This window comes from Lysobacter sp. ESA13C (assembly GCF_019970005.1).
In the GTDB taxonomy this organism is placed as follows: domain Bacteria; phylum Pseudomonadota; class Gammaproteobacteria; order Xanthomonadales; family Xanthomonadaceae; genus Lysobacter; species Lysobacter antibioticus_B.
In genome coordinates this window covers 165,865-192,299 of record NZ_JAHXYK010000001.1, presented here as the reverse complement: position 1 = coordinate 192,299, position 26,435 = coordinate 165,865, and the positions used below count along the sequence as shown (strand labels likewise).

The following is a 26,435-nucleotide window of genomic DNA, read 5'->3' as shown; positions in this document are numbered from 1 at the left end:
CGCCGTGCTCTGGGCGTGTATCCATCTGCCGCATCTGGCGATCGACAGCGTGCTGCGTCGGCATCCCAACGCGGCGCGTCCGTTGGTGCTTGTCGCAGGCGGCCAAAACCGGCGCGAAATCGTCACGGTCAATCGCCCGGCTTTTGATGCTGGTCTAAGGCCTGGCCAGCGACTCGCCGCCGCCCAAGCGCTGTTGTCCGACTTCGTCTCCGTCGACTACGACGAAGTCGATGTCGCGCGATGTCAGGAGTTTCTCGCGGCCTGGGCCTACCGCTACAGCAGCGAGGTGTACGCGGGCTGGCCAGGTTGCATCCTGCTTGAAGCCGAGCGGAGCTTTGCCATCTTCGGCCGGTGGGACAAGTTCCAGGCCAGGCTGCGCGAGGACCTGATCGGCCTGGGCTACCGTCACCGCATTGCGCTGGCCCCGACCCCGCGCGCGGCGCGTGTGTTGGCCGGTGTCCACGACGGTTTGGCCGTCGAGGACCGCCAGGCGCTGGCCGACGTCCTGGGCCGTGTGCCCGTTACCCGCGGCCACCTGCCTGAAGACGTAGGCGACCGTCTGCACCGGATGGGGTTGCGCCGCCTGCGGCAGGTGTTCGAGTTGCCCAGGGACGCCGCTCGGCGTCGATTCGGCTCGGACCTGCTGGATCATATGGATCGCATGCTGGGCCGGGCTCCGGACCTGCTGGATTATTACCAGCCGCCGGACCGCTTCGACATGCGTGTCGAGCTGAGCTACGAGGTAGAAAACCATTTCGCCTTGATGTTCCCGGTTCGGCGCATGACCGCCGACTTGGCCACCTATCTCGCGGGCCGGGACGGCGGTGTCCAGGACTTCGAGTTGCAGCTGGAGCACGAAGGGCGTGCGCCGACCATCGTGTCGGTGGGACTGCTGGCGGCGGAGCGCGACCCAGCGATGCTGTTCGAGTTGACCCGCGGCCGATTGGAGCAGGCTTCGGTACCGGCGCCGATCGTCGCCCTGCGCCTGTTCGCACAGCACTTACCGCCTTACGTCCCGGAAGGGCGCGATCTCTTCGACGATCGCCCGGCGCAGGCGGTACCGTGGATTCAACTGCGGGAGCGGCTGCGGGCAAAGATCGGGGCCGATGGGGTTTACCAAGTGGTGCCCACGGTAGACCCGCGGCCCGAGCGCGCTTGGGCCCAGAGTGCATCAGCCAAGCCCGTCCCCGATCTCGACCGCCCTGCGCGTCCGACGTGGCTGCTGGAACGCCCCATCCCCCTGCATGATCGGCACATTGAAGTCCTGTCGGGACCGGAACGTATCGAGACCGGCTGGTGGGACGATGGCGACGCGCGCCGTGACTACTACGTGCTGCAAACATCGACCGGTCAGCGTGCGTGGGCGTTTACCGGCGTCGGCGAACGGGGCCCGTGGATGGTCCATGGTTGGTTCGCGTGAACTACGCCGAACTGCATTGCCTGTCGGATTTCTCGTTCCAGCGTGGGGCCGCGAGCGCGGACCAGTTGTTCGAGCGTGCCAAACGGGTCGGCTACAGTGCGCTGGCCATCACCGACGAATGCACGATGGCGGGCATCGTTCGAGCGCACGAAGCGTCCAAGAAGCATGGTGTGCCGCTGATCGTCGGCAACGAACTGAACCTGGAATGCGGCACCAAGTTGGTGGTGCTGGTTGAGTCGAAAGCGGGGTACACCCGGCTTTGCGAGCTGATTACCCACGGTCGACGCGTATCGGAGAAAGGAACGTACCGCCTCACGCGCGCCGATGTGGCCGATGGCTTGCTCGGCTGCCTCGTACTCTGGGTTCCGGGCAAAGGCGCCACCGCGGCGGATGCCCGATGGCTGCATGAGACGTTCGTTGATCGCGCTTGGCTCGCGGTGGAGCTTCATCGCGAAGGGGACGACGACCAGCGCCTGATTGAGCTGACGAGCTTGGCCCGCTCGGCCGGGCTGCCGATGGTGGCCGCTGGCGACGTGCACATGGATATCCGCCGCCGCCGCGCGCTGCAGGATGTAATGACCGCCACGCGCCATAGCCTGACCATAGTGGAAGCCGGACGCCACCTGTTTCGCAATGGCGAGCGACACTTACGACAGCGCGCGGCTCTCGCCACCATCTACTCCGAGTCGCTGTTAGCGGAAACCGTGCGGATCGCGGCACGCTGCCGATTCACCCTGAGCGAGTTGAAGTATCAATACCCAGCCGAGGTCGTGCCAGAAGGCTACACACCGGCCAGTTGGCTGCGGAAATTGACCGAGGACGGGGTGCGCTGGCGCTGGCCCGGCGGGGTATCGGAGGCGGTGCGGGCGCAGATCGAGCACGAATTGACCTTGATCCGGTCGCTCGACTACGAAGCCTACTTTCTGACGGTCTACGACATCGTCCGCTTCGCGCGCAGCCAAGGCATCTTGTGCCAAGGGCGGGGTTCGGCCGCCAACTCGGCCGTCTGCTTCGCCATCGGCGTCACCGAAGTCGATCCAATGCGCATGAACATGCTCATGGAGCGGTTCATCTCGAAAGAGCGCGACGAGCCGCCCGACATCGACATCGACTTCGAGCACGAGCGGCGCGAGGAGGTTATTCAGTACATCTACGACCGATACGGCCGCGACCGGGCGGCGCTCGCCGCGACCGTCATTTGCTACCGGGGTAAGTCCGCTGTCCGAGACGTGGCGAGAGCCCTGGGCCTGCCGCCGGATCAAATCGATGCCCTGAGCAACTGCTTTGGCTGGTGGAGCGGCGAGGCCCCGATCGACGAAAAGTTGATCGAGGCCGGGTTCGACCCCGACAGCCGGATCATGCGGAAAGTCATCGGCCTGACGCTGGAATTGCTGGATCACCCAAGACACCTCTCCCAGCACGTCGGCGGCTTCGTCATTTCCGATGCGCCGCTGTCGACTCTCGTACCTGTCGAGAACGCCGCCATGGCGGATCGGACCATCATTCAATGGGACAAGGACGACCTCGACAGTCTCGGATTGCTCAAGGTGGACTGCCTGGCGCTGGGCATGTTGACCTGCATCCGCAAGACGCTGGACCTGTTGCGGTCGCATCGCGGTCGAGATCTATCGCCCGCCACGATTCCGGCCGAGGACAAGGCGACCTACGACATGATCTCTGCCGCCGACACCGTCGGCGTGTTCCAGATCGAAAGCCGCGCGCAGATGTCGATGCTGCCGCGGATGAAGCCCCGGTGCTTCTACGACTTGGTGATCGAGGTCGCGATCATCCGCCCGGGTCCGATCCAGGGAAAGATGGTCCACCCCTTCATCCAGCGCCGGCAGGGCAAGGAGCATGCGGTCTACCCCAACGATGACATCAAGGCGATCTTCGAGCGCACGCTGGGCGTGCCGCTGTTCCAGGAACAGGTGATGCGTGTCGCCATGGTGGCGGCCGGCTACAACGCTGGCGAGGCCGATCAACTGCGTCGGTCGATGGCTGCGTGGAAGCGCCATGGAAACATGGATCTCCACTACGAGAAGATCGTCAGCGGCATGATCGGCAATGGTTACTCGCGCGAGTACGCCGACGAAACCTTCCAGCAAATTCTGGGGTTCTCCGGATACGGCTTCCCCGAAAGCCATGCCGCGAGCTTCGCTTTGCTGTCCTATGCGAGTAGCTGGCTGAAATGCCACGAGCCGGCGGCTTTCGCCTGCGGTTTGCTGAACTCACAGCCGATGGGCTTCTACTCGACCAGTCAGATTACCCAGGACGCGATACGCCACGGCGTGGAAGTGCGTCCAGTCGATGTCCTGACCAGCTGCTGGGACAACACCTTAGAAGACCGCGCCGATCGGTCGGAGCAGCCAGCGATCCGGCTAGGACTGCGGGAAATTCGCGGCTTCTCTGAGGATGCTGCGGTACGGGTCGAGGCCGCGCGTGCGGCGGCGCCGTTCCGAGGCGTTGCGGACCTGTGTCACCGCGCCGAACTTGACCAGCGCGAACGGGCGATCTTGGTCGAGGCCGGCGCCTTGGCGTCACTGGCCGGGCATCGCAACGGAGCGCGTTGGTCAGTCGCCGGGGTGGAACAGCAGCGACCGTTGTTCTCTGGAAGTCCGGACGAAGATGCAATCGAAATGCCAACGCCCTCTGCGGGCGAGGATCTGCTCGCGGACTACGCCACTTTGGGCCTTACGCTTGGCGCGCACCCCATCGCGCTAGTGCGCGAACAGCTGAAGACGAAGCGTTGCCTGGCAAGCACGGAGTTGGGGCAGCGGCGAACTGGTTCGCGGGTCAGGGTGGCCGGCTTGGTGACGCTGCGGCAACGGCCAGAAACCGCGCATGGCACGACGTTCCTGACGCTCGAAGATGAGACGGGGATCGTGCAGGTAATCGTCTGGCCGGCTCTGGGTGCTAAGCAACGCAGGGAACTGCTCGGCTCGCGACTGCTGGTCGTCGATGGTAAGTGGGAGAAGGTAGATGGCGTAGGCAATCTGATTGCCGCGCGCCTTCATGACCTGTCAGGAATGCTCGGCGGACTCCACACACGCAGCAGAGATTTCCATTGAAAAGGCCCTTCTACAATCTGGTGCCGGCTGCATCCCTGTAATGTGGGCTCACACTAACCAATCCGCTACAGCCTTTGTATGTCACCGCCCTCGACGGCAACGTTAGTCATTAACGGCCGTGGCACTTTTTGAACTTCTTTCCATTGCCACACCAGCAAGGATCATTGCGGCCGAGCTTGCGCCCTGTATGTCCGGTCGCGACCGGTAAAGCCATTGCCGGATTTACGGACCGACGGCTGAGCGCCGCAGCGTCCGCCCGCATCGTGTCCGAAACCTCCGACGGGCGCCGAATCCAACGGGGACAGGCGGCCGAGTAGCGACCTCGCTCGTCGACTTCCGCTAGGATGAGTAAGACTTGATCGACTTCGAGAGATACAGCAACAGTTTGCGCCTTCAACTCAGCTGCTGCGAGCTGTGTGGAAATGCCGCCGCGATGCAGCCAAAAGAACAGCCCAATATCAGAACGGAGTGCGAAATAGCGGTGAGGATGCTCTCGCAAACTCTTTCGCAATGGCTCCAGCTGCGTTGCCATGTCGTTGCGACCTTCCAGGCCAAAGTCGCGCAAATGGCTGTCCGCCTCGATCCATCCAGGGGCATGAGTGCGCTCCAAAGCATCAAGAAGATCGCGTACTTCCTGAGGGCACTCCTGGGCAGGCGGAGCCATTTGCGCCCACTCCGCGTGGCTGAAGTAGTCATCAATGACGGAACTCATGCCGTCGACGACAATCCAGTTCGCTCCTTCGTCGATTTGTGGGCGTAGCTCGTCGAAAAATCGATTCTTGGTGATGTATGCACCAAGATGATCGAGTTCGTCGAACAAGAAGACTTCTTTTATCCCCGCTACTTCCTGACGGATGCGCAGGTAATGCATCAATGCGCCGGCGTTCGGAAGGAACCGGCTGACTACCATCAGTTCGTCGATCGCCACTGAAATGAATGGGTATCGACCTAGGATCTGAGCAACGCCAGGCAGCTGTTTACTGCTGGTGGAAAATGGAGAATATGACTCTACCGTCAGTCCAACGGGCAGTACGAGCCAAAAATCTGAGAGGCGGATTCGAGCAACCTCCTCGTAACGACCAGCATTTAACGCAAATAGCGGGACCTCCTTGGCGGACTGAAGGTACTCAAGAAAACGCCGGCACTGCTCGTAGGCCTTGACGATCAGATCGCGTAGCGTCCTTGCATGACGCTCAAAGTTAGAGGCAGGTGAAGCAATGGTGGCTGCCGCCCCTGATTTCGCCTCCACAAGGATGAGAACGCCGTCTAAAAGGATAACGGTATCATTCTCGTACCAGTTCCCGTCTCGGCGGTAATACACCTCGTTAAGAATCGTTGCGCCTTTCAACTGATTCTTGAAAATATTCGCGAAGGCGGATTCGCTCCACTGCTTCTGGTTAAGCTTGAAATTGTCCCCGTACTCGGGGTGCCGATTCAGAAGGTTGTGCAAAATGGCGCGATACGCCGCATCTCGGGCAAAGCTCGGGTCGGTAAGGTAGTGCTCGCCATCCAGCTTGATGAGTGGCTTCTTTCGAGCAGGAAGCGTAAGAAAGGGTGTTCCAGAATATTCTCCGGGCGCGAAGAACTCCGTTTCCTCAGCAATTGAGTACGACAGATCGTCTAGCAGCGAAGTTGGAAGCTGTGTATGGCGAGAGACGTTGCAGATACCTCCCTGGAACAGATCAGCAAATGCTTCCTGAGCCGCCGCCAACGAATCAGCTCGTTCGGACTTCCATTCGGCGATGATCTCCTTCATTGGTTGCTCGTGCGCCGCAGCGAACTCGATCGCATCTTCTCTTGATTGCTCAATAACGCGAAACGCCTTGACGTGGCCTAAAAGCACCGCGTCAGTAAAAGCCTGAATGCCCGCAGCAATTTCTTGTGAGCCAACGCCATAGGCGTGCCGCAACGCTTCGTCATGCGGAAAGAGAGCAAAGTCAAAGAATTCTTCCTCAAGAGCCTGATAGCGGTGGCCGCGCATGAGGACCCAGGTCGAGAGTGCGTGGAATAGCAGGGATCTAGTGCTGGGGCCAAACTGAGTCTCGGAACTCCTCGCCGCGATCATCATCGCGACCGTCAGCGATGCGCCTCTTAGTTGCTCTGACAAATCAAAGATCTGAGCGGCGACAGATTGGTCGAAGCGAGGTGCAGGGTCCAGAAGTGTCGTGGCTAAGACGGCATGGATATATTCGAGGAGGAATTGACCTTCTTCGAGGCTCTGTTTAGGAAGGGTGCCGGCTCCGGATGGCATGGCATCGGCAGTCGTTTCATCTTCCTCGTAGCCGAGCAAAAGTGCGGCATAAATATAGCCAAGCAACTCCCTCGGCGGCTGCGATGCGATCAGCTCGCGAAGCCGACGCGCCAGCGCCTGCAACTCGCTCAGGGCCTCGGACACGTGCGCCTCAGAGAATACTTTCTCGATCGGAGTGTCATTCACGGGAGTGGGGGCCAGCAGATAGGTGGTTGCTACTATACAGTTTGAGTATCGAAACATAGGACAAGGTGGCCGCAACTGGTTGCCGCATGCTGGGGCTGCGGCCACTGGTTAACTTGGCGCCGGAGGCCTGTGCCGTTGTATCGCAATCGGCCTGAAAAGCGATGCGAATCCGCCGCAAAGAGGTGAATGCGTTCGGTAGGCGAGCGATTAGCATTGGCCCGATCAACTCTGCAGCGGTGGCCCTATTTGCGATGTAGCAGACGCGGTCGCGGACGGCTAGTTGTGCGAGGCGTGCAGAATCCTAATGACGGCGACGCTCCGGATCTGCCGCGTCGATGTGAGAGTTGCGAGGACGGCACGGTCTGGGCGGCGGATCTTAGTAGTCAGCCCGAAAGCCGGCAGACGTCTGAGCCCTGTCTCGCCGGGCACTCAATCGGCGCTCCTCCGCGAAGGTCTTAGTCAAGAACGACATTCCCATCAGCTCCACGCCAGACGGTGCGCGCCTAGTCATTGTAGTGGGAGGCTGGAAATTCGACTTCTGGCCAGGCACGGGGAAATGAGAGAAGCGCATAACCGGTCGGAAGCGGCACGTCGTCGGGCTCGGGGTCCTCAACTTGGCGCGGGCAATCTAAAACCTGCGATACCTCCCTCCCAGGTAGAGCAGGCCGTTGCGCTTCACGATCATCTGTCTCGCTTGGACTCACGCCAGCGCTCCCACTTCTTTTGTGCCAATGGGGGGTAGTGGACCTGAGTAACCTTGTAATCAGAGAACCCGAGCATCTCCAGGAACAGCAGGAACACTGGCAAGGCTGAGAGCGCGGCAATTGACGTAGCAACTTCTGATGTCAGAGAGGCGACCGTTGTGCCTGGCACGAAGGACTCCAATAGAAGTAGCGGCCAGCAACACGCAATAATCGCAAGCAGTGTTCGACCGGTACTCCGACGGGATGCAGCCTGCTCGCGCGCCTTGTCGACCCGAGTCATCAAAAGTGCGTCGCCTTCAGCAAGCGCGTGCTGTTCGAGTTCATCAGCCGTGACGAGAGTTCGGCTGGGCTCATATGGGGCCGTTGCCGACTCAGGCATACGATCACGTAGATAGCGGCAGATGCTGATCAGTACGCCGCTTCCGAACGACATCAGCAGTAGAAAGCCAGTGGTGAACAGTATGGCCCCGCCGACGCTCACGTCTGGCCCGCCAATCTTCCAGTCCAATGACAAGAGATTCTTTCCTGCAAATAGGGCAGCTGCGATGTCGACTGCTAGCACGGCGTCCAGAACTAGGAAAGCAAAGGTGCCCTCCGTAGATCGATCAAGGATCGAGATTGCGTTCTTGGTGTCGGGAGTCTTCTGATCGCTGCTCATGCCTGGATTCGCTCAAGTACGAAAGGTGGGTTGCCGACAACGACGTCGGGCGTGGGTGGAGTATCGAAAAGGGCGGCCGCGCAGCCGGGCCTAGACTGCGGGCAGGACTTCTTGTTACCGATGGATCGTTAAGATTGGCTTGAGCGTAAGCGGTACTAGACCGCGCGACAATCCAATCCGTCGCAGCAGTCGCGTGAAGCTATCGAGGAATTTTTGGGACGTGATCGACGATTGCGTTTCGTTGCTCCCAACTGCTAGACAAAGCTGGTCGTCTCGCGGCAAAGTCCGCGGTCCAGGTTTGCGGGCTGGCCTGCCCGTGAGGAAACAACCGTGCGAAAGAATTGGATTCTGCTTTCTTTGCTTGTAACAACGTCGGCCTTCGCTGAGGAGACTTGCGAAGCCTACCGAGTGGCTGATCCCAATTTGCAAATGCAGTTCATTCCGCACTTGGCCGCACCGCCAAAGGCTTACGTAGGCATCAGCTACAACAGCGAATCGTTGGTCCAAGTCAATACAGATGATCTATCTGGGCGGAAGGTAAAGGTCGTTAAGAAGAGCGCCGGCGAGACGTGCAACTGCATCAAGATGATCACCGACCATTGCAGAACGATCTACGTGCCTGCCGGTGAGAAAAATACCTTCAGGTTTATCGATGCGTACAGGCGGGGGATGCTCTTCGTTATACCTGAGGAAAAACCATGATATCGATACTTGACCGACCGAAGTTTGTTCGGGGTGGTAAGGTCGAGTTGATATCTGCAGGAAGAGTCTAGAGCTGAATTCGCGGCCCACTCTGCGACTGCCCGTCCACCCGTTGAGCCTGCTGCGCCATCTCCTGTGCTTGTCGCTGTTCGACAGCTTGAGTTTCGCGCATGCCCTGCGCTTGCTCGTATCGTTCCGACGCCGGAACCGAGAGCGCTTGCGACACCGGCATGTGTGCGTAGTTGGCCGCTGGGTCTGGTGATGCACCGCGGCCCTCTCGGTACACGAATAGGACTTCTCCGGCCGCGTTCTGGTCCGTGGGACGGTTCAGCGCAACTTTCACGTCATCGCCAGGGCCGAATTTGCTGCCGACCGCCAGTGAAAGCGCACTGGCGCTCATGCGCTCGCTCTGGTCGTCCCAGGGCTTGCCCATGCTTTGCTCCAGGTCCCGCACGCTGCCCCTGATCTTCTCCAAGAGCTTGTGATCTTGGTTAGTGGGGTCGTCAGCTCCGGGCACCGTGGGACGCTCGGCGGGCGGGGCCGACTTGTCCTGTGGGGCGCGGCTGGCGTCCTTGAAGTCTGGTGGCAAGGTCACCTCGGCACCGAGAGCCTGAACGTTGATCCTGATCTCTGGGAAGGCGCGTCCAGGGTTAGCGGCTTGTGCGATCGCCTCTTGACGGTAGATTTCCCCGAAAGCCCAATCGATGTTCCGCGCGGGATACCCCTTGTGATCGTCGTAAAACGTCTTAGCCATTGTCTCCAGACTTCTGGCCGCGTCTAGCTGCAAATCGGGCTTGATGTGGAGACCGGGATTTATCGTGATATGGGGTGGCGTTTCGTCGTCGCTGTCCATGTAATTGGAGACACCGCCGTCCACTTCGTACAGTTCCGCCACTGTTGCTTTGGGGTTCTCATACCTCAATTGAGCCGCAACAGTATTGAATCCTGCGATTTCCGCCCTTGCTTCACTTACGCGCGCGCCCTCGTTGAACTCCTTAACTGGGCCGGTAAAGTCGTGCGGGGATGGCCGGCCAGCGATGGCTGCGACCTCAGCGCGGAAGCGCTCCGCTAACCGCGCGTTCTCCTCGCGGTGGAGCGCGTGGTCGATCTCATGACCGGCGGTATAGCGAATAAAGTTGACCGCGTCGCGCACATCGCGCGGGTCGTTGGAAGGATCTGCTTCGTTCAACTGTCCGACTGATAGGCGCATCGTGCGGCTATCACCGTCATAACTTCCGTTGAATCGAGGGTCCGTCTCGGCCTCAATGCCGACCAGATGCCCCTCCTTGATCGCGCGCTCGTACTGCTCGCGTAGTCCCGGGGTGCTATTGATGACGCCTCGAAAAATCTCGCCAGGGCTCGTGGTATCGCTGCTCGTCTGCCGCTCAAAGTCGGCGAGCATTGTGTCCAGCTTGCGCCGTGCTTCCAATTCTTCCTGAACTGTTGCCATGCTCGATCATCCCTGAGGTTTGCCGCTTATGAAGACCCGAGTAACACACAGATCTTTGTCGTAGAGCTTCGTTCTGCCCTGCAGTTCGACGCGCACCGAGACCTTTTCCGAGCGGAAGAACCTGTACTCCGTTCCCAGCCTCGGCGCCCGTTGCGACTCTTTGAACCCCGCCGCGCTGAGCGCGGATCGGTAATGGTCAAGGCCGATGCATACCGGAGTCCGGTCGCTGTATCCATCGCCTTTGTGCCCAGTGCTAAGTAGAAGCGCGTTGTGCGGTGTGCCGGAAATGGGCTTCTGCGTGACTAGGGAGAAATACCAATCCTCTGGCAACGTCCCAACGCTGTAGAACTTGAGGGGGTCTTCAGGATAGGGCTTCATTTGGAGCCCTGTACGCTCTCCGATGTTCTGCGCGGACAGGTCCTGAGCACCTCTCATGCTCAGAATCAATCCCAGAACCCTGTCGTGCAGCTGCTGGGCACTGAGGGCGGGTTTCAATGCGGCCGATTCCGTCATGGCGGTGTTCTCCTTAGCCGATAGTGGCCCTGCGGTAGAGGCGCACGCACAGGCAGCAATGATGCAGACCACCGGGGCCAGCCTGGTCGCTAGAAGGTCCAACTTGAGCGCGGGCATGTGCCTCTTTCTCCCTGTCTATTGCGCGGCGGCATCCGAATGCCCCGGAGTGAGCGACCGACGACACTCTCCGGCCGTTGCAAAAACGCGTGATGGCCCCTTCATGCATTGGCGACCAGCTGCGTCATCCTGTTAGAGCCCCTGCTCGCGGTCAAGGAACCGCGGCATCGCGGGCACCAGGACAGTGACCAGTGTCACTTTGATCAGCCTGGCGGGGCGTAGGGATGCGCGCGCGGCCCGAGGAGGCGAGGAACCGGCAAATCCGGCGAGGCGCCGGTCGGGCGCACGAAGGCGGGCGGCAGCTAGCACTGGAGCTGCGCCGATGGCGCCGCTCCGGCATCACGCAGCTAGAAGGGGCTCAGTCGTCCAGATGACCGCGCTTTCGCTCTAGCCGGGCGATCTGATCACTCCACAGATGCGGGGGGTTGATGGCCAAGTCGTTGACGGTGGTTCCGCTGGGCAACATATCGTCCAGGATGGCCGCGACCAGGGGCGGGGCAAGCATCGTCAGATTTAACAGCCGCGCGATGTAGCTGAAATCCACCTTCTCCCGCGCCGCAATTTCGTTGATCGAGTCCGCCTCTCCTGAGTCCAGCATAAGCCGCCAGCGCTCGGCCCGCCCGAGCGCGCGCTGTAGCGCCGTGGGACGCGTATCCCACGGCCGCTGCGCGCTCTCGGAGCCAGGGATTTGAATCAACTTGCGATAACCTCGCTTCACGATTCGCAGGGGAATGTCGAATGTGAGGGAGCCGTCGCTGCCGGCGACGACGCCAACGGTGAGCTTGGGGCGGCTCACGCGGCTACCCCTCGGTCGCTTGCCAGCAGCTCAGTCGCGAGGCTCGCCAGCCCAAGAGGCTGGAGCCGCAGCTCCGCGCGACGGTCGTCGACCACGACGCGCTCAATAAGGAGCTGCAACATTCGGGTTTGCTCGTCGGCGAGCAGGTACTTCCAAATCTCGTCCAGACGCAGCATGGCAACCGTGACCTGCGCTTTGTCCAGGGTGCGGTCCAGTTCCAGCGCCTGCGGGATAACCGCCGCCACCATTTCCGGCGCCCGAAGGACACAACGCAACTGCTCGATGACCGCAGCCTCCAACTCGCCTGCCGACACACGGGGTAGCTTGACCGCGCCAGCTCCCTCATGCAAAGCGCGCGTGTGGACGTAGTAGCGATACGTTCTACCGCGCTTGGTCGTGTACCACGGTGTCATCGCTCTGCCGTCCGAAGCAAAGACCAGCCCGCGCAGGGGGAACGGAACCTGCGAGCGCCCCGGCAGAGTGCGAGCGCGCTCCGGCGACGCGATGGCGGCCTGTGCCCGCTCCCAGAGCGAGGTCTCGATGATGGGCATGTGCGCGTTCGGGAACCATTGCTCCCCGTGGCGCAACTCGCCAAGGTAGGTTCGATTGGCCAGCATCTTATAGATGAGCGACTTGTCGATGGGCTTGCCGACGATCTGTCGGTCCTTTCGTGTGGTCCAACATTTCGAAGTTGCGCCTAGGGCCTTTAGCTCCTGAACCAACTGTGCTGTCGACGTGCCGGCGGCGACACGTTCGAAGATCCGGCGCACGATGGCGGCTTCGGTGTCGTTGACGGCCAAGCGCCGGTCCTTCAAGTCGTAGCCCAGCGGCGGAACCCCGTGCATCCACAAACCCTTCTTCTTGCTCGCGATCATCTTGTCGCGCGCGCGGTCCGCGTCCAGCTCCCGGTCGAACTCGGCGAAGGACAGGAGAATGTTCAGCATCAACCGACCCATCGAGTCCGTCGTATTGAACTGCTGAGTCACCGACACGAACTCTACGTTGTGCGCGGCGAGTACATCCCAAAGCTCGTGAAAGTCTCGCAGGCTGCGGGACAGACGGTCGATCTTGTAGGTGACAATGATGTCGATCCGGCCGGCGCGCACGTCATCCAGCAGGCGCTGAAGCGCAGGACGATTCAACGTGGCCGCTGAGTAACCGGGATCGTCGTAGTCATCGCCGACCGGAATCCAGCCCTCCCCCTTGCGGCTGGCGATAAACGCGTGTCCGGCATCGCGTTGGGCGTCGATGGTGTTGTACTCGCGCTCCAGACCTTCCTCAGTGGATTTGCGGGTGTAGACGGCGCAGCGCAGACGACGTGATGGGTTCATCGTGCGCTCTCCTTCTTGCCAGCAGTGGGCAGGCCAAAGAACTTCGGTCCCGACCACTGCGTCCCGGTGATGTGCTTGGCGATGGCCGACAGGCTGCCAAACCGCTGACCGCGATACTCGAAATCGCCATCATCGGTTACCGTAACTTGGTGATCCTCGCCGTTGAAATGTCGGATCAGGACGGTGCCGGGCATCGGCTTGCCGTTGCGAACACGTGGCGGCAGTGCGCCGTGTTCTACGAAGGCCGCTACCCGTTGGCGGTTCTCTTCCAGCAGCGCGCCGTGCGTCTTGCTCCACTCCAGTTCTTGCAGCCGGTAGGCGATTCGCCGCTCCAAGAAACGCCGATGCGTCAGCGGCGGATCGTGGTCGAACAGCGTCTGCCACTCGGCGTTGAGCGCCTTCAGGGACAGGGTGGGTAGGGCCGCGATGCGCGTCAGTACCGCGGTGGGCAAAGAGGGCAGGGTGGTCTTTTTCATCGTGCTTTTGGACTCGGCCGAGAGGGGTTTTCATGGACGCTTCCGGCGCGCCGAATAGCAACCCCTGTGCAGGTCCAATGACCACTCGTCCGCTCTCCACGCCGACAGCGCACCAATGCAATCGCGATCAACTCGGCGACTTGGTCTCGACGTTCCGCTGGCGTGACCGGCGCGGCGCCGTACCGATCGTTCAAAGCCAACGTCATGGCTTGCTGCCCGCCGCATGGGAGACCTGCTGCTCGTAGCGCAGCACGTCGATCGTGCGATAGCGAATGCGGCCCCCCAGCTTCGAGTAAGCGGGCCCGTCGCCTCGCGATCGCCACTTGCGCAGCGTGCCGCAGGCCAACTGCCAGCGCAGAGCGAGGGCGGCTTCACTGAAGTAAGGGGGCAGGTCGGTCTGCAGTGGATCAATTGATGTCATGCGAATCTCCCAAGAGGAACATCCGCGACACATTAGGAACGTGCCGGCACAGCGCCAGCGCGCGTTGCAGCTAATCAGAGCTAAACGCAGCTAGCCCGAGGTAGACGGACCTAGACGCAGGTTAGCCGCCCGCGGCGATTACGTCGGCTTGAAGCTCGGCCCGGATCAGGTAGCCCTGGCGCTCCAGCCACCGGGCCACCCAGCCGGCCGCGGCGGCCTCTGTGCGGAATGGGCGATCGATGTGCATCGCGCGCGCCTGGTGGCGCCGGATGGTAGCGGTACATCCGCACTGGGTCGGGCCTATCGTTGCCAGCCACATCTCGGGCGCCGAGTCCGGAACCGCGACGCAATGGCGGGCGAGGCCAAGGCCTTCAACCTCCCAGTGAAAGCCGGTGGGCAACGGGGTCTGTGAGACTGAAGTCGGTTCCATGGGGGAACGTTAAGCGGCCCCCGTCGCATAGGCCGAGACGTGTAAACCAATAGCTTCCAACATCGTTCTCCCCCCTTTGGCCGGGCGCGGCCTAGGGCGGTTCGTTAACCGGTGTCACCGTAGAATGGCGGCCCGACTTTCAGGGCCGGTACGCCGCGCCCTGAGTCGGAGCTCGCACGATGGAATGCAACACGTACAGGGGGGACCCCGGTGAATTTGAGCAACGAACAACGCTTGATTGTGGCAATGCTGGCGAGTATTCAGCAAAAGTTGGCGGTAACGGAAGACGATGACGCAGTTAGTCCGGCCTTTGTCATGGAGGCGATTCGGCAGGATCAGCAATGGGCGATCGCAACCAGGTACACAGGTCTGTTCGCGTCGGAGCCGATGCCACCCCAGGTGGATCGTGTTTGCGCCTATCTTGGAATGTGGGAGCACCTGGAAAGCGCTTACGACGAACTGGCGGCTAAGGACCAGAAGCGCGTAGCGGCCACCCTCGGCCTCGGGAAAAGTCCGCTGAGGTTGCCGGGGTTCGATGCAAAAACGGAAGGGGAGTCTTTGGCGATAGCCCGCTTCGTTCTCCAGCACATGTGCATGTTCGCGCGCTTCGTTGGACGTGGCTCGCTGATAGCGAGCCGACCGATGCTGGAGACGTATGAGGCTACCTACGAACAGTACCGACTGCAAACGCGGGACGTGACGGATCGCCACCTATCGGCGGATCAGTTACTGCATATATTCCAGGCCACCGGTTGATTACACCAAAGAGAGACCGAGGCCGAGGCTCCGGTCTCTCTGGACGGCATCAGCCTCCTTGCGCAATGGCCACCAACTTGCGCGCTTTGATCTTGCCGATGTTGCGGATCGAAGCGAGCTTCGCCAAGAACGTAGCGCGGGGACGGCCCTTGCCCGACTCCCAGCGATAGACGGACATCGCCGAGGCGTCGATCAGCAGTCCGAACTCCCGAGCGGTCAGCCCCAGGCGCGATCGCAGCGCGATGAGTGCATCTGCGGAATATGCGTCGCTGGCTTCCTTCAAGGAAATCGACGCTTGGGCGGATCTACCTTTTACGATGGCCTTCCTGGACCGAACCAGCACACCGCGCTCGCGCTTGAGTGCGGCGATATCGTGACGGTACACGGCCAAGCGCTTGAGTAGCGGCGCGATCAGGACCTTGGCTTCTTTCCGTGCGATGCGGGCGATGTCGTTCTTGAGCTGTGTTTGATTAGTCATGTCGAGTCCTTGCGAGTTATGAGGTATTGGCGTGGCGTGGCGCCGATCTTGGAGGCGGTCGGGGTCCATTGGGTTGGGCGGCGACGTTCGGCCTTGGAATATCAATCCACATCGTCGCGAATCCAAACCAGCCCATCGCGGATGCCGATGAAGTCACTGAAATCCTTGCGCTTGCTCACCTGTCTCAGACTACGAACATCGCCTTCGTACTCGGCATCGTTGAGTGCGTCTGCAAATCGCTTGTGCGCCTGACCCCGCTTATGGGCCTTTTCGATCGAGGCCACGAACGCGCGCTGCTTACCCCACAGGCGCATAACCCGGCCATTGACGCGCAGCCACGATCTGTCAGGCGCGAGTTCGAACCACATGCCGTTGCTCTGCGGCGCCGAGGCGGCTTGCGATAGCACCTTCCGGGTCAAAACGTTGCCGCGCAGGCAGCGCTCGGCCAGTTCCTCGCGATCCAGCCATAGGCCACTCGCGTTCAGCCTGGCGACGCTAGTCAAAGGCACGACCACGCGACCCGCGCCAACGATCTGTTCGCTGTGGACGCGCGAGGTGGTCAGGACGATCACCCGGCGTGGCGAGACCCTGCGGATCGCCGCGATGACCGCCGAATAGTCCACGTGCCAACCGCACCGAAGCAGAACGACCGGCACGCCGCCGCGTGGCGCCTTGGCGTCGACGAGCCTCCAGAGGCGATTCTTGATCAGTTCCTCCGGCATCGTCGCGGCGGCGCCCATCTGGGCGTTGAGGGATTCGGGCAGCCATTGATGCCGCAGCTGGACGGAGAGATAGGGAGCGCCGAGCCATTCGACATCCCCGCCGCACTCCAGGCAGCGCAGCAGGTGATCGCCCGCTTCATAGACCTGGCGCGGCATCTGCTTGCCGCATTCGCGGCACCGCACTCTTCGGGTCCGCTTAGCGGCGTGGAACGCACCGAGGGCGGCGAGGTCGGGCATGAACTCTGCCCCCTTCGCAGGCACGACGGCATCGACCGGTTCGTCTTCGAACCAGGACAGGTAGGGTTTGAGCACGCAAGTTACTTCCTTGATTTCTGGAGGACGAACGCCTCCGACCGGGCCGGTCTCGGCCCGACGCAAGGCGTCGTCAAATTTCGTGCAGCGATTCGCTTAGGGCGATATCGATCGATGCCGCCGCGCTCTGGCTGAAGCCAGATCGCATGCACACAGCGGTAGGTCTCGGCTAGGTACGCCGATGATCCACTGCATGCCTGGCGTATCGAGTTGCTGCGACCAGGGTCGTAACCGCGCGATGAGGTCCAACAATCCGTTGTTCATGGGGGAGTCCTGAAAACCACTTCTAGTGGTGGTTATGTGTCTTGCTTTGCAGCCTAGCGCGCGTATGAACGGCCCGCAATATCACACGTGCATAGCGTGCGGTGAGACGGTGTTCGAAGTCCGATATGTTCATGCGCCGTTGTGTTATGTGCTGAGCGCGCACGAAAGTTCTATCAAGTTTCTATCGAAGTTCTATCGAGCTTCGCTTCCATCTCTATCACGATAGCGCAGACCCTCTCGTCCTCGGCACACGGTGCTGCCGACGACAAAGAGGAGCCTCGCAGTGAGTGGTACCTATCTCTCCCCCGAAGAGCTTGCCGCCCGTTGGGACGTCAAGATCGAAACGTTGCAACGCTGGCGATGCGAAGGCGTCGGTCCGCGATTTCTGAAGATGGAGCGACGCATCCGCTATCGGCTGGAGGACATTGCGTCCTACGAGTCCGATTCGCTGCGTTCGAGCGTGGCATCCGCGCAGGCGGTGTGCGCATGACCCTGCTGGAACGTTGCATCGGGCGCCCGGCGTCGGAACTGGCCGACTATCCGCCGGAGATGTTGCTCGACCTGAAGCAGCAGGCCGCGGATGCTGTCGCGACCGCGAAGGCAAACGCCGAGTGGATCGATCGCGCGCTGGACCTGCGATACAGCCGTGTTGCTGCCGAGCAGAGACTGGCTGCCGGCAAGGACACGGGATCGGTCTCCTTCAACGACGGCATCGTCCGCGTCAGCGTCGAGCTGCCCAAGAAGGTCGAGTGGAACCAAGTCCAGCTGGCCCGCATCGCCGATCGCATCCGCGCGGCGGGCGAAGATCCGTCGGAATTCATCGAGGTGACCTACCGGGTCAACGAGGCCAAGTACAACGCCTGGTCAACGTCGATGCGCTCGTCGTTCGATGCCGCTCGTACGCTGAAAACCGGTAAGCCGACCTTCCGGCTGTCGCTGACGGGCGGTGAATCGTGATGGAAATCACAATTTTCAGTTGCGAAGGACTAACCGTCATCCATGTCGTCGTCGTGGCAACAGGCCGCCCTGCGCGGCCGAGCGCCGGCTCCACCGCTGCCGAACCGAACGCGGCCCCGGGCGCGAAGACCGAACGAAGGGCGCACTCAACCACGGCTGGCGCAGCCGAATGGGAAGAGCTACTGCGCATGCTGGCCGGAGGCGGTCGATGACCCTGCCGATCATCACCGCCGACCAGCGTTTGTCCGAGGTTCGGGGCGTGAAAGGTGTCCTCGTCGGCCGATGGGGCCTGGGCAAGACCTTCCAGTTGTGGACCCTCGACTCGGCGACGACGCTGTTCGTGGACATCGAGGCGGGTGACCTGGCGGTCAAGAACTGGCCGGGCGACAGCTTGCGCCCGCGAACCTGGGACGACTGCCGCGACCTGGCGGTGTTCCTCGGCGGCCCGAATCCGGCGCTGCGCGATGGCCAGTACTTCAGCCAATGGCACTACGAGCAGGCATGCCAGCGCTATGGCGACCCCGCCGTGCTCGACCGCTACCGCACGCTCTTTATCGACTCGATTACGGTCGCCGGTCGGCTGTGCCTGCAATGGTGCAAAGGACAGCCCCAGGCGGTTTCGGATCGCACCGGCAAGCCCGACATGCGCGGCGCCTACGGGCTGCTCGGTCAGGAGATGGTCGCGTGGCTGACGCATATCCAGCACACGCGCGGACGCCACGTTTGGTTCGTCGGCATCCTCGATGAGCGCGTCGACGAGTTCAACCGCAAGTTCTACGAGCTGCAGATCGACGGCTCCAAGACCGGGCTGGAACTGCCGGGCATCGTGGACGAAGTGATTTCCCTGGTGGAAATCGCGCCGGGCGACGGGCCGTCATACCGCGCCTTTGTCTGCCAGACCGGCAATCCCTGGGGCTATCCCGCAAAGGATCGATCCGGCCGTCTCGACATGATCGAGCCCCCGGATCTGGGCCAGCTCATGCGCAAGCTCGGCGCACCCGAGGCCGCCGCGAACGAAACCTCCCCCACCGATTCTGCAGGCACTCCCCGATGACGACCTGGAACAACTTTAACGACGCCGAAGATCCCTCGTTTGCCCTCATTCCAAAGGGCACCTTGGTCAAGGTGCGCATGACCATCAAACCCGGCGGCTACAACGACGTGAACCAAGGGTGGCTGCACGGCTGGGCCACCCGTGGCGACACGGGCTCGGTGTATCTCAATGGCGAGTTCGTCGTGCTGGAGGGCAAGTACGCACGCCGCAAGCTCTGGTCCCTGATTGGCTTGTCGAGCGCGAAGGGCACGTCGACCTGGGGCCAGATGGGGCGCAGCTTCATCAAGGGCGCCTTGAACTCCGCGTTCGGCTTCCATCCCGAGGACATGAGCGCCGCCGCGCAGGCGGCCCGATGCATCGAAAGCTTCGGCGACCTGGACGGTCTGGTGTTCCTCGGCAAGGTCGATTGGGACAAGGACGGCTATGGCGAGGACAAGGCGGTGCTCAAGACACCGGTGATGCCCGACCACCCGCAGTACAAGGAGCTGATGGGCGCTGTGCCTGCGCCGCTCGCGGCGCGCGGCGCGCATATGCCGGCCGTGCCGACCAGCGTCGTCCACGCATCCCAAGCTGCCTCGTCCAACACCCCGGTTGCCGGTCGCCCGGCGTGGGCGCAGTGAGGCCGGTAGCCGATGAAACGAAAGCCGTTCCCCCAAGACCGATACCCGAACCGCGAAGGCATCTACACCGAGCTGCGCAAACTTACCGGCGCGGATCTGGAGGTGCAGATCCAGCACCTGCTGCGACTGGCCTTGCAACACCATGAGCATGCCAAAGCATTGATCGACTACCGAGATCGCGTGGTCGATAAATCCCGCCATGGGCGATGACGTCCTGTTGGGCCTGCGGAAAGCCCGCCCGCGGCTTCGGCCATCTGGACTTGCGTCGCCGGATCGGTGATCCGCGGCGCGAGCCGTATCGATGGGCGTTTTGCTCCACCGTCTGCCAGAACGCCTTCCATCAACTCTACGACACCCGACGCCGGAGCGATCCGGCGTCGATAGAGGAGCTTTTGCCTGTGACCCACCCGCTTAGCCCCGACGCCCAGCGCGCATGCCTCAAAGCCTTGTCCAGCGTCGCCGAACGGATCGGATTCGACACCCCGCTTGGCCATTACAACCAAGCACAGGCCACCGAGGTCATTGAGACGATCACGATGGCCTACGAGGCATCGATCCGATCGCAATCGAACCCGGCGGCTTACAAGGTCAAGCCGCCGCTCGATGGCTTCGAAGACGACACGATTCCCTTTTGAGCCATGTTGGACTTCAACACGCACGATCTGTCCGCCCATCTAGGCACGCTGATCGATACCGCGATGGAACGAGAAGCCGCGCAGCTGCCGCCACGCGCGTACCTCGGCGCATCGAGTTTGGGCGAAGACTGCGCGCGCCGGCTGCAGTTCCAGTTCTTCGATGCGCCCAAGGATATCGGCCGGCACTTTCCGGGCCGCGTGCTGCGCGTGTTCGCACGTGGCCATCGCATCGAGGATTGGATGGCCGACTGGCTGCGCCTGGCCGGCTTCGATCTGCGCGCTCGCAACGACCAGGGCGAGCAGTTCGGCTTCGCCACGGCCAGTGGTCGTGTTCGCGGCCACGCCGATGGCGTGATTGTCGCCGGCCCGGATACGTTCGCCTATCCGATGCTATGGGAAACCAAAGCAGTCGGCGCTAAGACCTTTCGCGAGCTGCAGAAAAAGCGCCTCGCGGCCAGTCGGCCGGTTTACGCCACGCAGGTCGCGCTTTACCAAGCCTACCTCGGCCTGCACGAACATCCAGCGCTGTTCACCGCGATCTGCGCTGACGACATGTCGATCTACGCTGAGCGCGTGCCGTTCGACGCCGGCCTGGCGCAGCGCGCATCCGACCGCGCCGTCGACATCCTGCGGGCCTGCGACGCCGCCGAGCTGTTGCCCCGCATTAGCACTACTCCGACCCACCAGACCTGCCGCCGCTGTGCTTGGCAGGACCGCTGCTGGTCGCTGCCTTCACACCCCACCCACTAATCCAGAGCCCCTCTATGAGCACCCTGAATGAACTTTTTGGGCTTGACGTCCACGCCAGTGGCGACGATCTGAAACAGGCCGCGCTGATGCTGCCGGATATTCGCGACTACCACGCTGTGCCGGTATCGGTCACGCCAGAGATCGCCGGGCATTGGCTGCGCCGCAACGCGGGCAACCGACCGATTCGCAAGAAGGCGGTCGCTCAATACGCAAACGACCTGAAGTGCGGCCGTTGGCAGCAGAACGGCGAATCGATCAAGTTCGGTCGCTCCGGACGCCTACTCGACGGGCAGCATCGAATCGCCGCTATCGCCGCGGCGGGAGTCGCCCAACCGATGCTGATTGTTACCGGCGTGGCCGATGGCGCCTTCGACACCATCGATACCGGCCGACGACGCACCAGCACGGATGTACTGATCATCGACGGCATCGGCGTGTTCGAGGCTCGCATCGCAGCCGCCGCCTTGCCGATAATCCTCAACTATCGGCGCGGCTTGTTGCCGCACAGTTCCACGCGGTATCCGAACCACGAACTGCTGGACTGTTGGGCGAGCCAGCCGCAAATCCGCGCCAGCAGTCAGTTCGTGACCAAACTGCCGCACCGTATGGTGCCGATCAGCCAGTCGAAGGCGCTCTTCCTGCATTGGGTGTTCGCCCGTCACGATGTGGCTGCGGCGGATCAGTTTATCGCCGGGCTGTTCGTGGGCGACCGACTCGACAGCACGGGCGCGGTGTTTCATCTGCGCGAGCGCCTTTTGCTGGACCGAGTCGAACGGCGCAAGACCGACGACGGCGCCCAACTGCATGCCTGCGTCAAAGCATGGAACGCCGAGCGCGCGCACAAGCGTGTGCGCGGTTGGCGCGCGCTGTTCCCGTCGTCCGATGAGGTGTTCCCGGAGGTGTCGGCATGAGCTACGACCTCCATCCGCTGTGCCAAGCGTTGCCCGATATGGGCAAGGACCAGTATCAAAAGCTGGTTGCCGACATCCGAGCCAATGGCTTGCTTCACCCGATCATCCTGCTGGGGGAACAGATACTCGATGGGCGGCACCGATATCGCGCCTGCATTGAATGCGGTATCGAACCCGCGTTCGTGCCCTTCACTGGCGCCGACCCTGCCGCCTTCGTGGTGAGTGAAAATCTAGCTCGACGCCACTTGACCGAGTCCCAGCGCGCCATGGTGGGGTCTAAACTCGCCGTGCTCGGCGAGGGACGCCCGCCGAAAAACTGTCGGAATTCCGACAGTTTTCCAATCGGTCAGACCGAGGCGGCCAAAATGCTCGGCGTGTCGCGCAGTTCGGTCGCTGACGCCACGCGCATCCAGCGCGAAGGAGTGCCAGCTCTGGTGCAGAAGGTCGAAGCTGGCGAGATCACGCTGCACGAGGCCAGCAAGATCGCCAAGCTGGGTGCCCCGGCACAAGCAAAGATCGTGGCGATTGACGACCGGCGCGAGCGCAAGCGGGCGATGGTGACCGCGCACAACCGTAGCGCCGGGCGAGCCGCCGCGCCGCGCGTCGAATTCATCGAGACCGTGCCTGGCACCGCGTTCGTGCGCGATACGCTCAACCGACTGGAGCAAATCACCAACCAGCTCATTGGCGCGGACGGTACCGCGGACACGTTCGTGACCCGCTTTCTGGCCGAGTTCGACTGGGATGAGCCGCTGTTGATCAGACGGCTGGAGCACGCCCAACACGGCATCGAGGCCATCGCCCGACTGCAACAGGAATTGGAGCGGAGGTCGAAAGTCGCATGATGGACTTCAACGATGCCGGGCCGCTCGAAGAGGGCCGGACGCCCGACCGCCCAGCGCGCGAAGAGATCCGAACGCAGCTGCTGCTGCGTTTGGACGGCGTGCTCAAGTCGCTATTCCCAGAAGGCCGCGTGCGCCGCGGCCGGTTCACCATGGGCGATGTCCGCGGCGCTGCCGGGGACAGCCTGGAGGTTGCGTTGACCGGTGACAAGGCCGGGCTGTGGACCGATCACGCGACGGGTGAGGGCGGTGATATTTTCGATCTGATCGCGGCGCACGCCGGCTTGGATGCGCGTGACGACTTCGCCGTTGTCCTGCCGATGGCCGCCGAGCTGGCCGGCCAGGTGGTGGCGCCGCTCGATGGAAAGGCCGTCAAGCGCGGCCGTGCCGAGCCGGCAATGGACGATCTTGGCCCGCATACCGCGCGCTGGGACTATCTGAGCGCGGAGGGCGAGTTGATCGCGTGCGTCTACCGCTATGACCCGCCCGAGGGCAAACAATACCGTCCCTGGGACGCCAAGCGGCGCAAGCACCAGGCGCCGACGCCGCGCCCGCTCTACAACCAGCCGGGCATGGCGGCATCGAATGAAGTGGTCCTGGTCGAGGGCGAGAAATCGGCCGACGCACTGATCGAACGCGGTATCTGCGCCACCACTTCGATGAACGGCGCTAATGCTCCGATCGACAAGACCGATTGGTCGCCGCTGTGCGGCAAGCACGTGCTTATCTGGCCCGACAAGGACAAGCCGGGCTGGGAGTACGCCATGCAGGCAGCTCAAGCGGCGTTCCAAGTGGGGGCCGATTCGTGCGCGGTGCTGCACTTGCCCGATGACCAGCCGCTGGGTTGGGACGCCGCCGACGCCGCCGAAGATGGCTTCGATATCGATGGCTTCTTGCGTGCAGGCGAGCGTACCTTCCTGTCGCCAGGCAACGACGCCGCGCCGCCGTCTATCAACTTTGACGGGTTGGACTGGAGTAGCGACGACGGTCTGGGCTTGGCCTTCACCCGCCACTACGCCGACGACTGGCGCTACTGCGCGGCCTGGGGCCAGTGGCTGAGCTGGACCGGAACGCGCTGGAACCCGGATCGCGGCCTCGTCCTTCAGCACTTGGTCCGCGGTGTCTGTCGTGCCGCGCAGCCGTATTCCGATAGGCCGTCGCAGCGTTCCAAGCTGGCGTCGGCTTCGACCGTGGGAGGTGTCGAGCGGCTGGCCCGTAGCGATCCGCGCCACGCCTCCTTGGCTGAAGATTGGGACCGTGATCTCTGGGCCCTCAACACGCCCACTGGCATCGTGGATTTGCGGGATGGAGCGGTGCGCCGCCACGCCCGGGGTGAGCACATGACGAAGCTGACCACCGCAAGCCCGCAAGGCGACTGTCCGATCTGGCGCCGCTTTCTGGGCGACATCACCGGCGGTGACGTGGCCTTGACGTCGTACCTGCAACGCGTCGTCGGCTATTGCCTGACCGGCGTCACCCGCGAGCATGCGTTGTTTTTCCTGTACGGAACGGGCGCCAATGGCAAGTCCGTGTTCGTAAATACCCTCGCCACGATCCTGGGCGACTACGCCACCAACGCGCCCATGGAGACGTTCATGGAAACGCGCGGCGATCGGCACCCGACCGACCTGGCTGGGTTGCGCGGTGCGCGCTTTGTGGCCGCTAGCGAGACCGAGCAGGGACGGCGCTGGAACGAGGCCAAGCTCAAGGCCATCACCGGCGGCGACAAGGTCTCGGCGCGCTTCATGCGCCAGGACTTCTTCGAGTACATCCCGCAGTTCAAGCTGGTCATCGCCGGCAACCACAAGCCGGCGATCCGAAATGTGGATGAGGCGATGAAGCGCCGACTGCACTTGGTTCCGTTCACGGTCACCATCCCGCCCGAGCGCCGCGATGGGCGTCTCACCGAGAAGCTGCTGGCCGAGCGCGACGGAATTATGGCCTGGGCGGTCCAAGGCTGCCTGCAATGGCAGCGAGTTGGATTGGGCGCTCCCCAATGTGTCATCGACGCCACCGAGGAGTATTTCGAGGGCGAAGACGCCCTAGGCCATTGGATCGAGGAGCGTTGCTACTTGCATCCCGATGCCAGGGCGCCGGTCGCTGATTTGTTCGCGGATTGGCGCGAATGGGCAGACGCCAGCGGCGAGTTCGTCGGGTCGGTGAAGCGATTCTCCGATCTGCTGGTGACTCGACAGTTTCAGAAGCATAAGGGCGGCAAGGGCGCGCGCTACTTCCTTGGTCTGAGCTTGAGGCCCAAATCGTTCGCTCAATTTGGAGGGGCGAGTCATGAATGAAATCAATACGTTGGATGCGCGGGTGGCAGATACGGCAGACGTGCAGGTTCCCCCTTATGTGTGCGTGCGCGCGCACACGTATAGGTTAACTAGCAGACCTGCCGTATCTGCCACCCAGCCGATCGATGCGGCAACGCCTACGGTCGTTGCGCTCGATCTTGGCTCGACCCTGGGCTGGGCCGTGCGCCTGTCCGGACAGGTCATGAGCGGCACCGAGCCGTTCAAGCTGGGCCGCTTCGAAGGCGGCGGTATGCGATACCTGCGCTTCGTGCGCTGGCTCGATGACCTGTGGCGCTTTGCTGGCCCGCTTGAAGCCGTCTACTTCGAGGAGGTGCGTCGGCACCGCGGCGTCGACGCTGCGCACGCCTACGGCGGCTTCTTGGCGCAGCTAACCGCGTGGTGCGAGCGGCATGCGGTCCCGTACCAGGGCGTCCCGGTCGGTACGATCAAGAAATTCGCCACCGGCAAGGGCAACGCCGACAAGGCGGCGATGATCGAGGCGGCCAGGCGCTGGGGTCACAAGCCGGAGGACGACAACGAAGCCGACGCACTCGCATTACTGCATTGGGCGATGGCGCAGGAGACGAAGGCATGATCCCGCCTGAGTTCCGCTACCGCTCGCCGCTGGGTCGGTTCGTGCCGCAGACGCTCGATATGGATGGGCTGAAGCGCCGGGGCTGGCGCGAGCAAGGGCTACTCGTCGTGTCCGCCGAGGACACGCGCCTGGATTGGGTGGAGCGTCAGTTGCTGAGCCAGATTGCCGAACGACTGTACGGCAAGCGGGAGAAGGCCGGTGTCTGATTGGACGATGGAGAAGGTAGCCGACCGCTTCCACGAAGCCGCGGTTACCGCACGCCGCCTGCCGGCCGCCAAGGTGCAGGGCTACGCGTCGTACTGGCCCGACATCCAGCGGCAATCGTGGGAAGGCTATGCCGACGAACGCATCGTACTGCGCTTTGCCGCATCGCCCGCGGCAATCGATCGCTTCGGCGAGACTGTTGGTTGGCTGCGCTGGCTGGACCAGGATCAGCGACGCCTGGTGTGGCTGCGCGCCCAGCAGGTTCCGTGGCGCGAGGTCTGCGCGCGGACTGGCCTGATCCGCAAGACTGCGTGGCGACACTGGCAGCATGCGTTGGTGCTGGTGACCGTCCAGCTCAACGGCTCGTTGCCGCGATTCGCTGAGGTTGAGCTCGAAGATCGGGCGATGAGCGATGGGGTTGTAGTTAGACAGAGCTAAGCAGAGCTAACCGCAGCTCGGGGAACAAATCCGAATGTCCCAAGAATCGGGCTTTTGCCCTAGTCTGACCGGCATGCTGA

General features: G+C 62.3%; 28 protein-coding genes. 17 read left to right on the top strand and 11 right to left on the bottom strand.

Features of this window, described 5'->3' with window-relative positions:
• Positions 1–4 precede the first annotated feature (4 nt).
• Together LC490_RS00890 and LC490_RS00885 are read left to right on the top strand one after the other, a co-directional pair.
• On the top strand, positions 5–1,420 hold the full coding sequence (locus tag LC490_RS00890; protein ID WP_223618944.1) for a DNA polymerase Y family protein: 1,416 nt from the start codon (positions 5–7) through the stop codon (positions 1,418–1,420).
• Entirely contained in the window at positions 1,417–4,488 is a 3,072-nt protein-coding gene (locus LC490_RS00885) for an error-prone DNA polymerase (protein ID WP_343222989.1), read from the top strand. Before LC490_RS00890 ends, LC490_RS00885 begins: the two co-directional genes overlap by 4 nt.
• A 109-nt stretch (positions 4,489–4,597) precedes the next feature.
• Here the strand turns inward: LC490_RS00885 and LC490_RS24555 are convergent, their stop codons facing one another.
• Both LC490_RS24555 and LC490_RS00875 read right to left on the bottom strand, forming a co-directional pair.
• A complete protein-coding gene (locus LC490_RS24555) occupies positions 4,598–6,883 on the bottom strand; it encodes an SEC-C domain-containing protein (RefSeq protein ID WP_223618942.1) in 2,286 nt (761 codons plus the stop codon).
• A gap of 723 nt (positions 6,884–7,606) precedes the next feature.
• Positions 7,607–8,287 carry a hypothetical protein gene (locus tag LC490_RS00875; RefSeq protein WP_223618941.1) on the bottom strand — a complete coding sequence of 227 codons (681 nt, stop codon included), beginning with the start codon at positions 8,285–8,287 and terminating at the stop codon, positions 7,607–7,609.
• Between the two features lie 330 nt (positions 8,288–8,617).
• On the opposite strand from LC490_RS00875, the gene LC490_RS00870 reads away from it, so the two are divergent.
• On the top strand, positions 8,618–8,989 hold the full coding sequence (locus LC490_RS00870) for a hypothetical protein (RefSeq protein ID WP_223618940.1): 372 nt from the start codon (positions 8,618–8,620) through the stop codon (positions 8,987–8,989).
• Between the two features lie 67 nt (positions 8,990–9,056).
• Here LC490_RS00870 and LC490_RS00865 read toward each other — a convergent pair whose 3' ends face one another.
• From LC490_RS00865 to LC490_RS24360, 7 genes are all read right to left on the bottom strand, one after another.
• Positions 9,057–10,439, bottom strand: a complete 1,383-nt coding sequence (locus LC490_RS00865) for an XVIPCD domain-containing protein (protein ID WP_223618939.1) — start codon at positions 10,437–10,439, stop codon at positions 9,057–9,059.
• 6 nt (positions 10,440–10,445) lie between these two features.
• Complete coding sequence (locus LC490_RS00860) at positions 10,446–10,952, bottom strand: hypothetical protein (RefSeq protein WP_223618938.1); 507 nt, start codon at positions 10,950–10,952, stop codon at positions 10,446–10,448.
• Between the two features lie 475 nt (positions 10,953–11,427).
• Entirely contained in the window at positions 11,428–11,865 is a 438-nt protein-coding gene (locus tag LC490_RS00855; protein ID WP_223618937.1) for a LacI family transcriptional regulator, read from the bottom strand.
• The gene (locus LC490_RS00850; RefSeq protein WP_223618936.1) at positions 11,862–13,196 is read right to left on the bottom strand and encodes a recombinase family protein; all 1,335 of its coding nucleotides are present in this window, start codon (positions 13,194–13,196) and stop codon (positions 11,862–11,864) included. The genes LC490_RS00855 and LC490_RS00850 overlap by 4 nt, the downstream gene beginning before the upstream one ends.
• A complete protein-coding gene (locus LC490_RS00845) occupies positions 13,193–13,672 on the bottom strand; it encodes a DUF2924 domain-containing protein (RefSeq protein ID WP_223618935.1) in 480 nt (159 codons plus the stop codon). Before LC490_RS00845 ends, LC490_RS00850 begins: the two co-directional genes overlap by 4 nt.
• A gap of 202 nt (positions 13,673–13,874) precedes the next feature.
• Positions 13,875–14,093, bottom strand: coding sequence for a helix-turn-helix domain-containing protein (locus LC490_RS00840; protein WP_223618934.1), 219 nt, complete (start codon positions 14,091–14,093; stop codon positions 13,875–13,877).
• Between the two features lie 121 nt (positions 14,094–14,214).
• Positions 14,215–14,340: a hypothetical protein gene (locus LC490_RS24360; RefSeq protein WP_255610573.1), complete on the bottom strand. Its 126-nt coding sequence runs from the start codon at positions 14,338–14,340 to the stop codon at positions 14,215–14,217.
• Between the two features lie 393 nt (positions 14,341–14,733).
• On the opposite strand from LC490_RS24360, the gene LC490_RS00835 reads away from it, so the two are divergent.
• A complete protein-coding gene (locus tag LC490_RS00835; protein WP_223618933.1) occupies positions 14,734–15,279 on the top strand; it encodes a YfbU family protein in 546 nt (181 codons plus the stop codon).
• A 49-nt stretch (positions 15,280–15,328) separates the two neighbouring features.
• Here the strand turns inward: LC490_RS00835 and LC490_RS00830 are convergent, their stop codons facing one another.
• The gene (locus tag LC490_RS00830; protein ID WP_223618932.1) at positions 15,329–15,757 is read right to left on the bottom strand and encodes a helix-turn-helix domain-containing protein; all 429 of its coding nucleotides are present in this window, start codon (positions 15,755–15,757) and stop codon (positions 15,329–15,331) included.
• 101 nt (positions 15,758–15,858) lie between these two features.
• The gene (locus tag LC490_RS00825) at positions 15,859–16,791 is read right to left on the bottom strand and encodes a hypothetical protein (protein ID WP_223618931.1); all 933 of its coding nucleotides are present in this window, start codon (positions 16,789–16,791) and stop codon (positions 15,859–15,861) included.
• A 547-nt stretch (positions 16,792–17,338) separates the two neighbouring features.
• Here LC490_RS00825 and LC490_RS00820 point away from each other — a divergent pair.
• The 13 genes from LC490_RS00820 to LC490_RS00760 all read left to right on the top strand — a co-directional run bounded on the left by LC490_RS00820 (position 17,339) and on the right by LC490_RS00760 (position 26,355).
• Positions 17,339–17,545: a helix-turn-helix domain-containing protein gene (locus LC490_RS00820; protein ID WP_223618930.1), complete on the top strand. Its 207-nt coding sequence runs from the start codon at positions 17,339–17,341 to the stop codon at positions 17,543–17,545.
• A complete protein-coding gene (locus tag LC490_RS00815; protein ID WP_223618929.1) occupies positions 17,542–18,012 on the top strand; it encodes a hypothetical protein in 471 nt (156 codons plus the stop codon). Before LC490_RS00820 ends, LC490_RS00815 begins: the two co-directional genes overlap by 4 nt.
• 208 nt (positions 18,013–18,220) lie before the next feature.
• Complete coding sequence (locus LC490_RS00810; protein ID WP_223618928.1) at positions 18,221–19,066, top strand: ATP-binding protein; 846 nt, start codon at positions 18,221–18,223, stop codon at positions 19,064–19,066.
• A complete protein-coding gene (locus LC490_RS00805) occupies positions 19,063–19,686 on the top strand; it encodes a hypothetical protein (RefSeq protein WP_223618927.1) in 624 nt (207 codons plus the stop codon). The genes LC490_RS00810 and LC490_RS00805 overlap by 4 nt, the downstream gene beginning before the upstream one ends.
• A 12-nt stretch (positions 19,687–19,698) precedes the next feature.
• Positions 19,699–19,896 carry a hypothetical protein gene (locus LC490_RS00800; RefSeq protein ID WP_223618926.1) on the top strand — a complete coding sequence of 66 codons (198 nt, stop codon included), beginning with the start codon at positions 19,699–19,701 and terminating at the stop codon, positions 19,894–19,896.
• Positions 19,893–20,321, top strand: coding sequence for a DUF6511 domain-containing protein (locus tag LC490_RS00795; RefSeq protein WP_223618925.1), 429 nt, complete (start codon positions 19,893–19,895; stop codon positions 20,319–20,321). The genes LC490_RS00800 and LC490_RS00795 overlap by 4 nt, the downstream gene beginning before the upstream one ends.
• 3 nt (positions 20,322–20,324) lie before the next feature.
• Entirely contained in the window at positions 20,325–21,071 is a 747-nt protein-coding gene (locus LC490_RS00790) for a PD-(D/E)XK nuclease family protein (protein ID WP_223618924.1), read from the top strand.
• Positions 21,072–21,085: 14 nt separating this feature from the next.
• Positions 21,086–21,982 carry a hypothetical protein gene (locus LC490_RS00785; RefSeq protein ID WP_223618923.1) on the top strand — a complete coding sequence of 299 codons (897 nt, stop codon included), beginning with the start codon at positions 21,086–21,088 and terminating at the stop codon, positions 21,980–21,982.
• The gene (locus tag LC490_RS00780) at positions 21,979–22,827 is read left to right on the top strand and encodes a ParB/RepB/Spo0J family partition protein (RefSeq protein ID WP_223618922.1); all 849 of its coding nucleotides are present in this window, start codon (positions 21,979–21,981) and stop codon (positions 22,825–22,827) included. Before LC490_RS00785 ends, LC490_RS00780 begins: the two co-directional genes overlap by 4 nt.
• Complete coding sequence (locus tag LC490_RS00775; RefSeq protein ID WP_223618921.1) at positions 22,824–25,118, top strand: phage/plasmid primase, P4 family; 2,295 nt, start codon at positions 22,824–22,826, stop codon at positions 25,116–25,118. The genes LC490_RS00780 and LC490_RS00775 overlap by 4 nt, the downstream gene beginning before the upstream one ends.
• Positions 25,111–25,713 (top strand): hypothetical protein, encoded by a 603-nt coding sequence (locus LC490_RS00770; RefSeq protein WP_223618920.1) that lies wholly within the window; start codon positions 25,111–25,113, stop codon positions 25,711–25,713. Before LC490_RS00775 ends, LC490_RS00770 begins: the two co-directional genes overlap by 8 nt.
• On the top strand, positions 25,710–25,919 hold the full coding sequence (locus LC490_RS00765) for a hypothetical protein (protein WP_223618919.1): 210 nt from the start codon (positions 25,710–25,712) through the stop codon (positions 25,917–25,919). The genes LC490_RS00770 and LC490_RS00765 overlap by 4 nt, the downstream gene beginning before the upstream one ends.
• Complete coding sequence (locus LC490_RS00760) at positions 25,912–26,355, top strand: DUF6362 family protein (protein WP_223618918.1); 444 nt, start codon at positions 25,912–25,914, stop codon at positions 26,353–26,355. The genes LC490_RS00765 and LC490_RS00760 overlap by 8 nt, the downstream gene beginning before the upstream one ends.
• The last annotated feature ends 80 nt before the right edge of the window (positions 26,356–26,435 follow it).

Bases quoted from the DNA above. Each gene is read 5' to 3' on its own strand.
- LC490_RS00775 (WP_223618921.1), top strand. From the start codon at position 22,824: ATGATGGACTTCAACGATGCCGGGCCGCTCGAAGAGGGCCGGACGCCC.
- LC490_RS00840 (WP_223618934.1), bottom strand. From the start codon at position 14,093: ATGACATCAATTGATCCACTGCAGACCGACCTGCCCCCTTACTTCAGT.
- LC490_RS00785 (WP_223618923.1), top strand. From the start codon at position 21,086: ATGAGCACCCTGAATGAACTTTTTGGGCTTGACGTCCACGCCAGTGGC.
- LC490_RS00810 (WP_223618928.1), top strand. From the start codon at position 18,221: ATGACCCTGCCGATCATCACCGCCGACCAGCGTTTGTCCGAGGTTCGG.
- LC490_RS00770 (WP_223618920.1), top strand. From the start codon at position 25,111: ATGAATGAAATCAATACGTTGGATGCGCGGGTGGCAGATACGGCAGAC.
- LC490_RS00875 (WP_223618941.1), bottom strand. From the start codon at position 8,287: ATGAGCAGCGATCAGAAGACTCCCGACACCAAGAACGCAATCTCGATC.
- LC490_RS24360 (WP_255610573.1), bottom strand. From the start codon at position 14,340: ATGCACATCGATCGCCCATTCCGCACAGAGGCCGCCGCGGCCGGCTGG.
- LC490_RS00830 (WP_223618932.1), bottom strand. From the start codon at position 15,757: ATGACTAATCAAACACAGCTCAAGAACGACATCGCCCGCATCGCACGG.
- LC490_RS00765 (WP_223618919.1), top strand. From the start codon at position 25,710: ATGATCCCGCCTGAGTTCCGCTACCGCTCGCCGCTGGGTCGGTTCGTG.
- LC490_RS00845 (WP_223618935.1), bottom strand. From the start codon at position 13,672: ATGAAAAAGACCACCCTGCCCTCTTTGCCCACCGCGGTACTGACGCGC.
- LC490_RS00815 (WP_223618929.1), top strand. From the start codon at position 17,542: ATGACCCTGCTGGAACGTTGCATCGGGCGCCCGGCGTCGGAACTGGCC.
- LC490_RS00795 (WP_223618925.1), top strand. From the start codon at position 19,893: ATGACGTCCTGTTGGGCCTGCGGAAAGCCCGCCCGCGGCTTCGGCCAT.
- LC490_RS00790 (WP_223618924.1), top strand. From the start codon at position 20,325: ATGTTGGACTTCAACACGCACGATCTGTCCGCCCATCTAGGCACGCTG.
- LC490_RS00805 (WP_223618927.1), top strand. From the start codon at position 19,063: ATGACGACCTGGAACAACTTTAACGACGCCGAAGATCCCTCGTTTGCC.
- LC490_RS00860 (WP_223618938.1), bottom strand. From the start codon at position 10,952: ATGACGGAATCGGCCGCATTGAAACCCGCCCTCAGTGCCCAGCAGCTG.
- LC490_RS00800 (WP_223618926.1), top strand. From the start codon at position 19,699: ATGAAACGAAAGCCGTTCCCCCAAGACCGATACCCGAACCGCGAAGGC.
- LC490_RS00850 (WP_223618936.1), bottom strand. From the start codon at position 13,196: ATGAACCCATCACGTCGTCTGCGCTGCGCCGTCTACACCCGCAAATCC.
- LC490_RS00865 (WP_223618939.1), bottom strand. From the start codon at position 10,439: ATGGCAACAGTTCAGGAAGAATTGGAAGCACGGCGCAAGCTGGACACA.
- LC490_RS00780 (WP_223618922.1), top strand. From the start codon at position 21,979: ATGAGCTACGACCTCCATCCGCTGTGCCAAGCGTTGCCCGATATGGGC.